Source organism: Flavobacterium sp. 20NA77.7, assembly GCF_031326205.1.
GTDB lineage: Bacteria > Bacteroidota > Bacteroidia > Flavobacteriales > Flavobacteriaceae > Flavobacterium > Flavobacterium nakdongensis.
In genome coordinates this window covers 1458837-1474214 of sequence record NZ_CP133721.1, presented here as the reverse complement: position 1 = coordinate 1474214, position 15378 = coordinate 1458837, and the positions used below count along the sequence as shown (strand labels likewise).

General features: G+C 30.5%; 13 protein-coding genes. 8 read left to right on the top strand and 5 right to left on the bottom strand.

Annotation, left to right across the window (positions count from 1 at the left end):
* Positions 1–2 precede the first annotated feature (2 nt).
* Complete coding sequence (locus RF683_RS06525) at positions 3–701, top strand: response regulator transcription factor (protein WP_298656301.1); 699 nt, start codon at positions 3–5, stop codon at positions 699–701.
* Positions 702–733: 32 nt separating this feature from the next.
* On the opposite strand, the gene RF683_RS06520 is transcribed toward RF683_RS06525, so the two are convergent.
* From RF683_RS06520 to RF683_RS06510, 3 genes are read right to left on the bottom strand one after another with little or no spacing between them, the layout of a single operon-like run.
* Positions 734–1057 carry a YbaB/EbfC family nucleoid-associated protein gene (locus tag RF683_RS06520; protein WP_309531533.1) on the bottom strand — a complete coding sequence of 108 codons (324 nt, stop codon included), beginning with the start codon at positions 1055–1057 and terminating at the stop codon, positions 734–736.
* Between the two features lie 11 nt (positions 1058–1068).
* A complete protein-coding gene (locus RF683_RS06515) occupies positions 1069–2187 on the bottom strand; it encodes a GTP cyclohydrolase (RefSeq protein WP_309531532.1) in 1119 nt (372 codons plus the stop codon).
* Positions 2187–3146 (bottom strand): transporter, encoded by a 960-nt coding sequence (locus RF683_RS06510; RefSeq protein ID WP_309531531.1) that lies wholly within the window; start codon positions 3144–3146, stop codon positions 2187–2189. Before RF683_RS06510 ends, RF683_RS06515 begins: the two co-directional genes overlap by 1 nt.
* 93 nt (positions 3147–3239) lie before the next feature.
* On the opposite strand from RF683_RS06510, the gene RF683_RS06505 reads away from it, so the two are divergent.
* From RF683_RS06505 to RF683_RS06490, 4 genes are read left to right on the top strand one after another with little or no spacing between them, the layout of a single operon-like run.
* On the top strand, positions 3240–3485 hold the full coding sequence (locus tag RF683_RS06505) for a DUF4834 domain-containing protein (protein WP_298656289.1): 246 nt from the start codon (positions 3240–3242) through the stop codon (positions 3483–3485).
* A gap of 15 nt (positions 3486–3500) precedes the next feature.
* On the top strand, positions 3501–5930 hold the full coding sequence (locus tag RF683_RS06500) for a YfhO family protein (RefSeq protein ID WP_309531530.1): 2430 nt from the start codon (positions 3501–3503) through the stop codon (positions 5928–5930).
* Positions 5931–5932: 2 nt separating this feature from the next.
* Complete coding sequence (locus tag RF683_RS06495) at positions 5933–7225, top strand: glycosyltransferase family 4 protein (protein WP_309531528.1); 1293 nt, start codon at positions 5933–5935, stop codon at positions 7223–7225.
* 19 nt (positions 7226–7244) lie between these two features.
* Complete coding sequence (locus RF683_RS06490) at positions 7245–8714, top strand: lipopolysaccharide biosynthesis protein (RefSeq protein ID WP_309531527.1); 1470 nt, start codon at positions 7245–7247, stop codon at positions 8712–8714.
* Between the two features lie 37 nt (positions 8715–8751).
* Here the strand turns inward: RF683_RS06490 and RF683_RS06485 are convergent, their stop codons facing one another.
* Positions 8752–9414, bottom strand: a complete 663-nt coding sequence (locus RF683_RS06485) for a hypothetical protein (RefSeq protein WP_309531526.1) — start codon at positions 9412–9414, stop codon at positions 8752–8754.
* Positions 9415–9660: 246 nt separating this feature from the next.
* On the opposite strand from RF683_RS06485, the gene RF683_RS06480 reads away from it, so the two are divergent.
* The 3 genes from RF683_RS06480 (at position 9661) to RF683_RS06470 (ending at position 14646) form a co-directional block, all read left to right on the top strand.
* Entirely contained in the window at positions 9661–11346 is a 1686-nt protein-coding gene (locus RF683_RS06480; RefSeq protein WP_309531525.1) for a M23 family metallopeptidase, read from the top strand.
* 4 nt (positions 11347–11350) lie between these two features.
* Entirely contained in the window at positions 11351–13819 is a 2469-nt protein-coding gene (locus RF683_RS06475) for a TonB-dependent receptor (protein ID WP_309531523.1), read from the top strand.
* 137 nt (positions 13820–13956) lie between these two features.
* Complete coding sequence (locus RF683_RS06470; RefSeq protein ID WP_309531522.1) at positions 13957–14646, top strand: hypothetical protein; 690 nt, start codon at positions 13957–13959, stop codon at positions 14644–14646.
* A gap of 30 nt (positions 14647–14676) precedes the next feature.
* On the opposite strand, the gene RF683_RS06465 is transcribed toward RF683_RS06470, so the two are convergent.
* Positions 14677–15378 (bottom strand): hypothetical protein, encoded by a 702-nt coding sequence (locus RF683_RS06465; protein ID WP_309531521.1) that lies wholly within the window; start codon positions 15376–15378, stop codon positions 14677–14679.

The window sequence follows — 15378 nt, the reverse complement described above, 5'->3', positions numbered from 1 at the left end:
ATATGGAAACAAAGAAAATATTATTAGTTGAAGACGACCCAAATTTTGGATCTGTTTTGAGAGATTATTTAGTAATCAATGATTTTGAAGTAGTCCTTGCTAAAAATGGCATGGAAGGATTTGAAAAATTCAAAAAAGGTACTTACGACTTATGTATTTTAGATGTAATGATGCCCTACAAAGATGGTTATACCTTAGCTAGAGAAATAAGAGAAAAAAATCAAGAAGTGCCTATTATTTTCTTAACAGCTAAAACATTGAAAGAAGATGTATTAAAAGGGTATAAAGTTGGCGCAGATGACTATTTAAATAAGCCATTTGATTCAGAAGTGTTATTGATGAAAATTAAAGCAATCATGCAAAGAAAAGCTTCTGATGCAAAACCTGATTCAACTCTTTTTGAATTTCAAATTGGAAAATTTCATTTGAATTCTAAATTGAGATTTTTAACGTTTGAAAATGAAGAACCTATAAAATTGTCGCCAAAAGAATCTGAATTGTTAAAAATGTTAGCATTACATGTTAATGATTTAATGCCAAGAGAATTAGCATTGACAAAAATTTGGAGAGATGATAATTATTTCACATCTAGAAGTATGGATGTGTACATTGCTAAATTGAGAAAATATTTGAAAAAAGACGAACGTGTCGAAATTTTAAATATCCATGGAGAAGGATTTAGATTAGTTATTAATTCGTAATAAAAAAAGGAGCTTTATTAAAGCTCCTTTTTTTATTTAAACCTATCCATTCCTGGAATGTTTGGTAGGCCTTCCTTTGCTACAGCGGCAATTTCTGTTTCATTTACATTCGTTGCTCTAGAAATTGCTTTATTTAGTGTAGTGATTAAGTAATCTTCGAGCATTTCTTTATCATTAAACAATTCGTCATGAATAGTAATGCTTTTAATAGATCTGTTTGCCGTTAGTGTTACTTCTAGTAAACCATCACTGCTTTTTTCATCGATTAATACAAAATCCAATCGTTTTTTTGTTTCTTCTACTTTCTGTTGGGTCTCTTTTAATTTACCCATCATGTTCATCATATCTCCAAACATATTTTATTTTTTTATAAATTTTTAGAATAGGTACTTCTCTTTTTATATACTTCTGGGTTAAAATGCTTCCAAAGATTTTGAATTGCTGTATTTTCTTCTAGTTCAGGTGTTCGTATACAAGTTTCAATTCCAAATTTTTCAAATGTTTTAGCATATTCATCAAAAACAATTGCAGTTACACCCTTACTTTGATATTCGGGTACTATGCCAATTAAATAAAATACCGTTTTTTTGCTATTTTTTCGGGCCCTTAAAAGATGGTAAAAGCCAAAGGGGAATAATTTTCCTTTTGCTTTAATGAGTGCATCTGAAAAATCGGGCATGACAATACTAAAAGCTATCATATTTCCTTTTTTATCCATAATAAATTTAATGTATTCTGGATTAATAAAACTGATATATTTTTTCTTAAAGTAGTCAATTTGTATGTCGTTTATCGCTACAAAAGATTGTAATTTGGCATAAGATTCATTAAATAAATCAAACATTTTATCTACAAGAGGCATGATGTCTTTTGAATTTGTGAAATTTAAAGGTGTGAGTTCGTACCTCTTTTTTATTAATTCTGCAGCCTTTGAGAAGGTTACAGCGTCCACATTTTTAAAAGGAAATCTACTTTCTATATATTTTTTTTCTTCAGTTAAACCTAGTAATTCAAAGTGTGTTTTGTAATAAGGAAAGTTATACCAAGTAATCATTAATCCTTGCTCTTCAAACCCTTCTGTTAGCACGCCAACTTTATCTAAATTAGAAAATCCAATTGGTCCTTCCATATGTTCCATGTTATGTTCGCGACCAAAACGTTCTACTTTTTCTAATAGTGCTTGAGTGACGTTGATATCGTCAATAACATCAAACCAACCAAATCTTACTTTTTTTTTACCTAATTTGTTTACTTCATCCCAATTAATAATAGCGACAACTTTACCTACAATTTTATTGTCTTTGTAAGCTAAATAAAAATGAGCATCAGCACTTAAAAAAGCTGGATTTTTTGTTTTATCAAAACTTTCTAATTCTTCTTTAATAAGGGGGGGGACCCAATAGGGGTTATCTTTATATAGCTCAAATGAAAACATGACAAAATCTTTCATTTGGGCTTTTGTGGTAACTTCTCTAATTTCTATCATTATTCAACAGCGTCTTTTCTTTTCTTTTTGTCTAAAGCTTTATCCATTTTTTTGTCCATCTTGCTCTGTGTCCCAGGTTTTGGAAGTTTTACTTCTTTATAGTTGTTTCTAAAACGCCAAGAGAAACCAATTCCCCCGTAAAAAATACTAGGAGTATTTTTGATATTTGTTCCAAAAGAGCCATCAATTTGCATATCGTCATTTAATAAATAGGCAGCACCTAATCGTACAATTCCATCGCTATAATACTTACCCATATAGCCTTGATTTTCAGCAAATATTGATAAATTTTTATTGATACCTCGGGTAAGTGTAATAACATAATCTTTACTAGCATATTCAGTGCCAATTTTATTATAAATTAAATTTGTAACTAATACCCAACGCGTTCCAAAATGATTTTGCGCAATTAACATCGCTTTTGGGCTGATTTTTTCTTCAGGAATTCCAGAATTTTGGAATACCACATTTTCAGAAAAATTCAAATTAATTCCTGCATATCCTGCAACAGCGGGTATGAATTGTCTCCATTTAAATCGATGATTCGCTTTCCAGCTATACACATTTACTTTTTCTTCATAATTTTTAAAAGGATCATAAACCAAATATTTAGCTCCAAAAGTTGTTTGTCTTACAGCACTTCTTGTCATAGAACTAGCTAATGATTCATAAGTGTCTTTCTGGTATTGAATTTCTGCGAGTAATTCTAATTCTTCTTTAAAAAGTCCCCATCTTATTGCTAGGTCGCCTGTAAATCCCTTTGCAGTGTAGTTCATTAGATTGTGCTCTTCTTTAAAGTAATTAATTCCCGTTTCTGTTTGTATGATGCTTTTTCCTACTGCAAATGCCATCATGGATTTTCCAGGTCTATTTGAATTAATTTGATCTGTGAATTGAGCTTGCGCTTTAAAAACTAAAATTAAAGTACAACACAAAGCAATTTTTTTGAAACAAATCATAGGTGCTAATTTTAAAATTCAAATGTAAATATTTTATACTAATTTTAAGTAGCATTTGAAGGAATAATGTTTATTTTTGGAAAAAAATAAGAAATGGATACAGCAAGTTTACAAAGTGTTGTAAGAACGATAGTTACAATTATATTAGTATATTATTTACTTAAATTTTTAATGCGATTGTTAGCACCTTATTTGGTACAACAAATGGCAAAAAAAGCGGAAGAACATCTAAAAAAACAATTTGAACAACAACAAGCTCAACAAAATCAAGCACAAAAAGAGACACCAAAACCTAAAAAAGAAGTAGGTGACTATATTGATTATGAAGAAGTTGAATAATAAAAACAGACTAAAATGAAAAATTGGAATAAGTATTTACCACATATATATGCACTAGTTGGCTTTATTTGTATTGCCTTACTTTATTTTTATCCTACTTTACAAGGAAAGCAACTCTTTCAATCTGATATTGCTCAATATACAGGCATGGCAAAAGAGCAAATTGATTTCAGGAAAGAGTATAATGAAGAACCGTATTGGACAAATAGTGCTTTTGGAGGAATGCCTACCTATCAATTAGGAGCCAAATACCCACATAATTATGTTAAGGATTTAGATTCGGTTTTTCGGTTTTTACCCCGTCCTGCCGATTATTTATTTTTATATTTTGCTTGTTTTTATGTCTTACTATTAAGTTTTAGGATAAAACCGTTACATGCTTTTTTTGGCGCCTTAGCCTTTGGTTTTTCTACCTATTTAATTATCATATTAGGTGTAGGACACAATGCCAAAGCACATGCCATAGCTTATTTGCCTTTACTTTTAGCTGGGATTTTATGGGTGTTTCAAAAGCGATACATTCTTGGTGGATGCGTAACGGTAGTAGCAGCAGCGCTTGAATTGCAGGCCAACCATCCTCAAATGACCTATTATTTTTTATTTTTAGCAGGTATTGTAGGGTTATATTTTGTACTTGAGGCTGTTAAAAATAAAGAGTATAGCCATATTCTAAAATCAGTTGGTGTTTTTATGGGAAGTGCCCTATTAGCAATAGGTGCAAATGCGACCAGTCTTTTAGCAACTTCTGAATATGCAAAATATTCTACAAGAAGTGATAGTGAGTTAACATTCAAACCTGACGGAAAGAAAAAAGAAAATACAAATGCTATGAGTTATGAATACATAACAGAATATAGCTATGGTGTAGGCGAAAGTTTGAATTTGATTGCACCTAAATTATTCGGAGGATCAAATTCTGAAGATTTAGGAAAAGAATCAGCTATGTATCAATTCATCGTTTCTCAAAATGTTCCTGAAAGTGAAGCCGAAAATTTAGTAAAACACATGCCTACCTATTGGGGCGAACAACCTATCGTTGCCGCTCCTGCTTATATAGGAATTGTAGTATTCTTTTTAGCCGTTTTAGCCCTGTTTTTAGAAAAAAGAAAAATAAAATACGCATTGGTGCTCGGTTCCTTGTTAGCATTAACACTATCTTGGGGGAAACATTTTGCACCATTGACTGATTTCTTTATTAATTATGTGCCTTTGTATAATAAATTTAGAGCCGTTTCTTCTATTCAGGTGCTGTTAGAATTATGTATGCCTGTTTTAGCTATTTTAGGCTTAACAGCATTTTTTACAAGTGAAGAAAAAGAAAGAAACAAAGGATTATTTATTTCTGGAGGAATTGTTGCTGGAATATTAGCGCTGTTAGTTTTATGTAGTAGTACTTTTTCATTTACAAGCTTAAATGATGCGTATTACTCAAAACAATATGGACCTAATTTTATGGATGTATTAAGAGAAGATAGAAGAAATATGTATTTTTCAACCATTTACCGTTCACTAGGGTTTTTAGTGGTTGTTTTCGGTCTTTTATTCTTGTATACAAAGAAAATATTTTCACAGTTTAATACTATTTTGATTGTAGGCTTTATTATGGTCTTTGATTTATTTTTTGTTGCCAAAAATTATGTAAAAGCAGATGATTTTGTATCTAAAAGTCAAATTGAACGTCCTTTTGAACAAACAGAAGCCGATACAAAAATATTAGAAGATACTACTCATTTTAGAGTATTTGAAATGGATGGAAATATGAACAGTGCCCGTACTTCCTTTTTTCATCAATCAATAGGAGGCTATCATGCTGCAAAACCTAAAAAAGTTCAAGAGTTATTTGACTATCAAATTACTAAAAATAATATTGAAGCATTGAATATGTTGAATGCGAAATATGTTATTCAGTCTAATGAGCAGGGTATGCCTATGGCCTTACAAAATCCAAGTGCGAATGGCAATGCTTGGTTTGTTTCAAAGGTAAAAATCTTCAATACAGCTGATGAAGAAATGAAGGCTTTAGATTCGTTGAAAACGAAGGAAGAAGCAACCTTCGTAAAACCAAAATTAGTAAAAAAAGCATTTAACTTCAGTGCAGGAAAAGATTCAACAGCGACTATTCAATTAGTTTCATATAAGCCGAATCATTTGAAATACGTTTCAACGAATTCGCAAGCTGGTTTTGGCGTTTTTTCAGAGATTTATTACCCAAAAGGATGGATAGCTACAATTGATGGTAAAGAATCAGAAATTTACAATGTCAATTATGTGTTAAGAGGACTACAAATTCCCACAGGAAAGCATACCATTGAATTTAAATTTGAACCTCAAGTAGTAAAAACAGGAAGTATGATTTCATTAGTAAGTTCCATACTTATTTTACTATTGATTGGTTTTGGTATTTTTACGTGGAAAAAACAAACTTCCACGGATAAAAAGAGTTAGTAGTGGAAAAACCAATAAACAAAGTATTAATCATATCTTATTACTGGCCACCAGCAGGAGGTCCGGGTGTGCAGCGATGGTTAAAGTTTGTTAAGTATTTACCAGAATTTGGTGTGCAGCCTATAGTATATATTCCTGAAAACCCAAATTATCCTTTAATAGATGAGAAATTGGTTCAAGATGTACATCCACAAGCTATTATTTTAAAACATAAAATTTTTGAACCGTATGCTTTTGCTTCGGTATTTTCAAAAAATAAAACAAAAAAAATTAGTGCGGGTATCATTACTAAAAACAAAAAACAATCTGTAGTTGAAAAGCTAATGCTTTGGGTTAGAGGAAATCTTTTTATACCAGATGCACGTGTTTTTTGGGTAAAACCTTCGGTTAACTATTTAAAAGAATATATTCAAGAAAATAATATAGAAACGGTTATCACCACAGGTCCGCCACACAGTTTACATTTGATTGGTTTACGTTTAAAAAAGCAACTTACTATCAATTGGATTGCCGATTTTAGAGATCCATGGACGACCATTGGCTATCATAAAGAACTAAAATTGAGTAATTGGGCAGCCAAAAAGCATAAACAATATGAATTTGATGTGTTGAATTCTTGCGATACAGTAATCGTAACTTCACCCACAACAAAAAAAGAATTTCAAGCACTTACTTCAAAACCTATTGAAGTAATTACAAATGGTTATGATGTAGAAAAAATAGAGAAAAAGCCCTTGGATATCGACTTTACTCTAGCGCATATAGGTTCCTTTTTATCGCAACGAAATCCACAAATTTTATGGGAATCTTTGGCAGAATTAACAGAAGAAAATAAACTTTTTGCTCAATATTTTAAGTTGAAAGTAATAGGTGCCGTAAGTAAAGAAGTGCTACAATCAATAGAAAATTTTGGTCTTCAAGCTTTTGTTCAAAATTTAGGCTATGTTTCACATGAAGAAGCGTTAACGCATCAACGAACTTCTCAAGTTTTGTTATTAATCGAAATAGATTCAGAAGAAACGAAATGTATTATTCCTGGGAAATTATTTGAATATATGGTTTCAGAACGACCAATACTAGCTATTGGCCCCGCGGATTCTGATTTTGAATCAATTATAAAAACCACAAATACAGGTGTTTTCTTTCAGTATCACGAAAAAGAAGCATTAAAATCGACTATATTAGCTCAATTTGAGCAGTATTTACAAAATAATTTGAGCGTTCATGCCGTTGGATTACAACAATACAGCAGAAAAAATTTGACAGCCCAATTAGTAAAACTTTTAACTTTCTAATTCTAATTTATAACTTTATATGGGTATAGTTATTAAACAATCTATTAAAAACACCATCATTACTTTTATTGGTTTTGCATTGGGTGCAGCTAATGTATTGTTTATGTATCCTTATTTTTTAGGTAAAGATTATGTGGGTTTAACGGGTTATGTGTTGTCAACGGCTAATATTTTATATCCCCTAATGTCTTTTGGTATTCAAAACACATTAATTAAGTTTTTCAATGAGCACAATAAAACAGAAGAAGATTTAAACAAATACATGACTTACATGCTGGTTGTTCCTTTGTTGTTTGTTATACCTGCCCTAATTTTCTTCTATGGATTTTACGATTATATTGCGGCGTATGAATCGAAAGAAAATTCTATTGTGTACGATTTTGTTTGGGTTATTCCCATTATCGGATTGTTTATGGGGTATTTCGAAATTTTTTATGCCTGGTTACGCGCGCACATGAAATCAGTTTTTGGTTCATTTGTAAAAGAAGTTTTTGTACGTATTCTAATTACAATTTTACTTTTTGCAGTTTACTTTGATTATATTTCTGAATCTCAATTCATCTATTCCTTACTAGTCGTATATGGTATAAGTTTGTTACTAATTGCGTATTATGCGAACAAAGTCAAAGTCATTCGATTACATTTTAAAGTGCCACAAAATAGTAAATCTATATTGACGTATACAGTATTTATTATATTATCTGCAAGTGTAGCGAATATGTTGTTAGATATAGATAAATATATGATTAATAAGTATTTAAAAATTGACAACATTGCTTTTTATAATGTAGCTATTTTTATTGCCTTAGTTATTTCTGTCCCCATGCGTGCCATGCACCAAATTACCTATCCTATTACTGCAAAGTTAATGAGTGAGCATAAGTGGGAAGAACTGAATACATTGTACAAGAAATCATCAATTAGCTTACAGGTTATTGGTGGTTTAATTTATGTTGGCATAGTAGTAAATTTAAATCAATTGTACAATTTATTACCTGATGATGGTTATAGACAAGGAATTTTTGTGGTATTTATTATTGGGTTGTCTAAGTATTTTGATTTACTATTAGGGATTAATAATGCTATCATTTTTAATTCAAAATATTACCGTACAGTTTTAACCTTAGGTGTTTTATTAGTCATTGTGATTGTGCTATTAAATATGTATTTTATTCCTGCATTTGGATTAAATGGAGCCGCAATTGCTACATTGATAGCTATTACATTATATAGTTTAGCGAAGTTATTTTTTGTAGTTTTTAAAATGAAATTGTTTCCATTTACTAGCAAAAACTTAGTTTCTTTACTAGTTACATTGGTGACCTTTTTTCTTTTCTATTACTGGGAATTTACTTTTCATCCAGTAGTAAGTATTGGGTTAAAATCTGTTTTAGTAACTATTTTTTATTTGGCAGTTAATTTTTATTTAAACATTTCGTCTGATATTAATTTTGTTATCAAAAGTACACTTAAAAAGATTGTAAAATAAAAATCCTGCTTTGTAAAAACGCCGCAGGATTTTAAAATTAGCCTTTATTTTCTATGGCATCTTTTTTTATAGCATCAATATCATCTTTATTCATTTTTTCTTTTGTACCGTCTTTTTTGTAGTAATAAAAGTCATCTTCATTTTCATACGTCTGATTGCCATAATTTGTTCCGCCATTATATCCATTAGGGCAAGGATAATAAGGGTAACTAGAAAAACCATTTACAAAACCACGCACACCAATAATTTGACCATGATGATTGTAGAATATACGCATTCCGCCAATTTTTGTTAGCGCAAAACTATTGTAACTCATGAATACAGAACCAATTCTTTTTACGCGTCCAAAATAGTCATAGTTTATAAACACATTTCCTACGCGTTTTACCCTTCCATAATTATCATGTTCAATACGAATCCCTCGAGGTCTTCCATTATCATAATTTGAGTAACCATAGTTTTCATGTGTAGTGTGTCTAGGTGGTTCTAGTGGTAAAGCATTAAAATCAAAATCTCCTGTAGGAAATACATAAAATTCAATACCTTTTTCTAAAAAAAATATTGGTGTAGCCTCTCTATAATCAATAGCATAAAAATCAGGACGAGTCATTCTTGGTCTTCTTCCTCTTTCGGTTTCTTGAGCTTGTGTTGCGTTACATACTAAAAATAAACTTGCAACTAAAAATGTAATTTTTTTCATGATCTTAAAATTTAATGGTTAAACACATTTTGATTAGTTTTTGATGATATAAATAGTTCAACTCATGTGCCAAAAAGTAAATATGCCTTGATAATAATATGCTAATGACTTGTTAATGATTTCTAAGTGTTTGAAAATTAAGTTTTTATTTTAGTCTTAAATTGTGTTTTATATTCATAAATGGATTTCTTAATTGTATTTTGCTGATGTAATCGAAATTTGTATATTAGCATCAAACACAACTGAATGAAGAAAAGACTTTACATATTAATTTTATTTGCCACTACATTAGTTTTTGCTCAATACCCCAAAGATTATTTTAGGTCACCATTAGATATTCCACTAAACGTGTCGGGTACTTTTGGTGAATTACGCACAAATCATTTTCATTCAGGTTTAGATATTCGAACAAATGAACAAGAAGGTTTACCAGTATATGCTACTGCCGATGGCTATGTGGCACGAATTAAAGTATCTGTCTTTGGTTACGGTAAAGCACTTTATATTATACATCCCAATGGTTATACTACCGTGTATGCTCATTTACAGCGCTATGCAGACAAAATTGAAGAGTATGTGAAAAAGCTGCAATACGCCCAAAAAAAGTATGAAATTGAGACCTATCTAACTCCCGAAGTTTTGCAACTAAAAAGTGGAGATATAATTGCATATACTGGAAATACTGGAGGCAGTGCAGGACCACATTTGCATTACGAAATTAGAGATACACAATCTGAAAAAATCATTAATCCAATGGCTTTTGGATTAAATAAATTAATTAAAGACGATAAAAAACCTGAAATTCAAAGTGTAATTGTCTATCCTCTAAATGACTCTACTTTTGTAAATAAAGGCAACACCCCAATTGCGCTTACGTTATTAAGACAACCTGATGGGACTCTGTTAGCAAATAAAGTTAGTACCAATGGAACTATAGGATTTGCGCTTAATTCATATGATTTGTTGACTAATTTTTATAATAAAAATGGTATTTATAAAGTACAGGCATTTTTGAATGGAGCGCCCTATTTTAATTATACATTTGATACATTTTCTTTTGATGAATCAAAACACATCAATTATTTTTTAGATTTTAAAAAGTTTAAACAACTTAAACAGCGTTTTCAAAAATTATTTATAAAAGAACCTTATCCATTATCACTTATTCAGCATAACCGAAAAAATGGGAGTATTCAAGTACAGCCTAAAACCGCTTATGTATATCGAATTGAGGTAAGTGATTACCATGAAAATAAATCTATTGTTACAATTCCAATTGAATACAAACAAGATATAATTAGTAGTACAAAGAAAATTAGTCAAGGAAAGTATTTTGTGAAAGCAAAAAATGAATATAATTTTGAATTAGGACAGACAACGATTTATTTACCACCTAATACTTTTTATGAAAATTTCTATTTGAATGCAGATGAAAAAGACGGAATATTAAATCTAGAAAATAATTTTGAAGCTTTTCAAGGGAATATGTCTGTATCGTTTGATATCTCAAAACTTACACCAGAGGAACAAAAGAAGGCTTTCGTTGCTTCGTTAAATGGCTATATTATTGACTATAATTCCTCTTATAGAAGAGGAGATGCACTTGTTGCCAAAGTGAAATCGTTTGGAAAATATAAAGTAGTACTAGATAGTGTTCCACCTAGAATTTACAATCCTAATTTTGTTGAGGGAAGTACTATTTCTAAACTTTCTACGTTAAGTGTTTCTATAGTAGATGCATTATCGGGTATTGATTCGTTTAATGCTTATGTGAATGGAGAATGGATTTTGATGGAATATGATTATAAAACAAAAAAATTGACATATAATTTTGCCGATGGAAAAGTAAAACCTGGAACGAATGAAATCAAAATTATAGTTTCGGATAAATTAAATAATTCAACTACATTTACTTCAAATTTTATTTATTAAATTAATGTATAAGAAATCTCAACCATTTTATATTGTTGTTTGTTTATTTTTAGTCAGTTTTGTATGGGCTCAAAAAGCACGTGTAAAAGGAATTGTATTAAATGAACAAAATCAGCCTATTGCTAATGTAACAGTTGCCTCATTATCAGGAAACACGGTTACCAATAATAATGGTTTTTATAGTATTGAAATAGATGCTAATAGAGATGTAACCATAGTTTTTTCTCATATCTCTTATAAAAAATCCACTTATACTGTTCATTTAAAACCCAATGAGGATTTTGAATGGCATCCTAAATTAAATACGAAAGAAGATACTATTGAAGTCATTGTTATTACTTCAAAAAATAAAAAGAAAATTGATGGAGGAACAAGTGTTTCACCTGTAGTCATAAGAAGAATTCCAGGAGCCAATGCGGGTATAGAAAACATAATTAAAACTTTACCTGGAGTATATTCTAATAATGAATTGAGTACTACATATGCAGTTAGAGGAGGAAATTATGATGAAAATTTAGTATATGTAAATGAAATTGAAGTTTACCGACCTTTTTTAGTGCGTTCAGGACAACAAGAAGGACTTAGTTTTACCAATACAGATTTAGTTGAAAATGTAGATTTTTATGCAGGTGGATTTCAAGCTAAATATGGTGACAAATTAGCGTCTGTTCTCGATATTTCTTATCGCAATCCAAAGTCTTTTAAAGCAGGTTTAGAAGCAAGTTTATTAGGAGGAAGTATTTTTGCAGAAGGTGTTTCTGCTAATCAAAAATGGTCTAATGTTACAGGTGTTAGATATAGAAATAATAGTTTGTTAGTTAAAAGTCAGGAAGTACAGACTAATTATAGACCTTCATTTTTAGATGTTCAATCCTTATTTAATTTTCGACCATCAACCAAGTGGAATTGGAGTTTTTTAGGTTCTATCGCACAAAATAATTACAATTATATACCAACATCTCGACAAACAAATTTTGGAACAATTAGCGACCCTATTGCGTTGCTTATTACGTATGACGGGCAAGAAAAAGATAAATATCAAACCTATTTTGGTGCTTTAAAGGCCGTTTTTGAACCTAATTCTTCAACCAAAATAAAATATATTGCTTCGGCTTACCATACAGTAGAACAAGAGTATTATGATATTTTAGCTCAATATCGGTTAGGTGAGGTGGATTCTAATATTGGTTCAGAAACTTTTGGAGATGTAGTATATTCTAGAGGTATTGGTTCTCAATTAAATCATGCAAGAAATAATTTAGATGCCTTGATTGTTTCAAATGAGGTGAAAGGACAGCATAAGTTAAACAAAGGGAATCAATTAGAATGGAGTTTTAAACATACGCTTGAAGACATCAGAGATAGAGTAGTAGAATGGGAAGTTGTAGATTCCGCAGGGTTTTCTTTACCAAATCCAGACTTAGATTATATCAATGATCAACCTTATAATCCTTATACGGGACCTTTAGCGCCGTATCAAAATGTAAGAGCAACACATCAAACAAGAATAAACAGATTACTAGGGTATCTAAATTGGAATCATGAAGGGAAATGGGGAGCACATACTTATTATATCAATGCAGGGGTAAGAAGCCAATCATGGCAAGTATTTAGTGATGGGAATACTGGAGCTAATCAAATGACGTTTTCACCTCGACTTCAATTTGTCTTTAGACCAAAATGGGAAAAAGATATGGTCTTCCGTTTTTCAACAGGGATGTATAATCAGCCACCATTTTACCGAGAATTACGCAGATTTGATGGTTCTATAAATGAAAATGTAAAAGAGCAAAAATCAATACATTTTGTTTTCGGACATGATTATAGTTTTACCATGTGGACAAGGCCATTTAAGTTAGTTTCAGAGTTGTATTATAAATCGATTAGCGATGTAAATACATATACCATTGACAATGTAAGAATAAGGTATAGAGCCAATAACGAGGCAACGGCTTATGTCTATGGTTTTGATGCTAGACTAAATGGTGAGTTTGTGCCAGGGGTTGAGTCGTGGTTTACGGTAGGGTTTTTAAAAACAGAAGAAAATCAAAACGATAGAGGCTTTATTGCTCGACCAACCGATCAAAGATTAAAATTTGCGGTCTTATTCCAAGATTATATGCCAAATATTCCAGCTGTAAAAATGTATTTGAATTTGGTTTATAATACAGGTTTACCAGGAGGCTCTCCATCTTATGCAGATGTCTATAATTATCAACTCCGTTTAAAAGATTATAGAAGGGCAGATATAGGTTTTTCATATGTTTTCAAAGATGCAAAATTAGGGTATGAAAAAAAATGGCTTAATGCTTTTTCCGAATTAACACTTGGTTTTGAAATTTATAATATGTTCAATAATCAAAATTCAATTACAAATACTTGGGTTAGAGATGTCTATACTAAATCACAATATGGGGTTCCTAATTATATGACTACCAGAACATTTAATATTAAATTGACGGCTAGGTTGTAAGGCATAAAATATATTCTTATATTTGATAGACAAATCATAGGCATATGACGCCATAAATAATACGTTTATACAAACAAATACTAATAGATTTAAAGGAAATTCCATATGACCTTTAAAAAACAACTAATTATCCTCATATGAAAACGTTATATATTTCTATAATTATAGCCCTTCTTTTAGTCTCTTGTAGAAAAGAAACTATTACTCCAAAAGTAAAATATGATAAGGTACAAAATGAAGTTAAAGTAGATACTTCTAAAGTAGGTATTGCAGATTTGCCTATTCATTTTGAAGGTTCAGAGGTTTTGGTTTTTCCAATAGGTGAATTAACGGTAGGAACTATGAAAAAAGGAAGCTATGAATCTGTAAAATCGAATGATGATAACTTGCCAAATTTTAAAGTTTCAAATTCTATGGAAAATGAAATTACAGGATATATTAGAAATATTAAATTTCAAGTAATTGGACAAGACTCCCTACATGCGTTAACCGATAAATTAGTGTTGATTGAAAATATTACGTTTATAAAATCTAAAAAAGCTTTTGTTTATACACTTTCGGATAAGGATACAAATCAAGATGCTACTATTGATTTAAATGATATAAAAGTGTTGTATGTAAGTGATGCATTTGGAACTAATTTCATGAAAATATCTCCCGATTTACATGAAATTATTGACTGGAAATATGAAGAAGCTACAAATAAAATATTTTTCAGAACGTTAGATGATGCTAATAAAAATGGACAACTTGATAAGGCTGATAGGGTACATTATTTTTATTTTGGATTTAAAGATAAGCAAGCTGTCGAATATAAAATCATGTAAAGCACCAACTAAAAGTGATTTTTACATTAGCTATATTAAAATATCACTTTCTAAATCTGATTTTTCTATTTCAATTTGGTATCCTAATTTTGAAACGAGTTCAATAACCAACTTTTTATACCAGTTTTCGCTTTTCGGATGGATATAAATTTTTTCGATTAAGTGATCAATATCAACATCTATTTTCACACCATCATTAATAGAAAGTTGACTATCTGATAAATCAGAAATAATGCGTATTTCCCTTTCATACTGAAAACTTTTTCGTTTAAACATAAAAGGGAAGAACATATCGTCAAAAGGGATATACTCTTTTTTGTAATCAATGTATTTTACCGAACCAATATATTGTTTTGATTTTTTTTCTGCTTCTAATGCTTTTTGTAGCCTTCCTGTGGTTGATTGTATTGCTAAACCTTCACTGTTTTGAGTAAATATTTGCCACATAGCAAAAGATTCATATTCGTTTATGTGCCAACTGCTTACAACTACTTTTTCTCTGTGTGATTTGTAATAGTTAAGAAATTCAGGATTATTTTCAGATAGTTTTCTGATTTCTTCAAATGTTGGTTCGCTAAATGTGCCTTCATATTGGTCTTCAAACTTATCTGAGCGCGACATGAATAATTTTTTAGAAAGCAATAAATCTAAAAACTTAGACAAATCCAAATACTTCCAAACAATCGTGTCTGGATTTTCAGGTAAGCTGATATTTGGATTTGTTACATACAT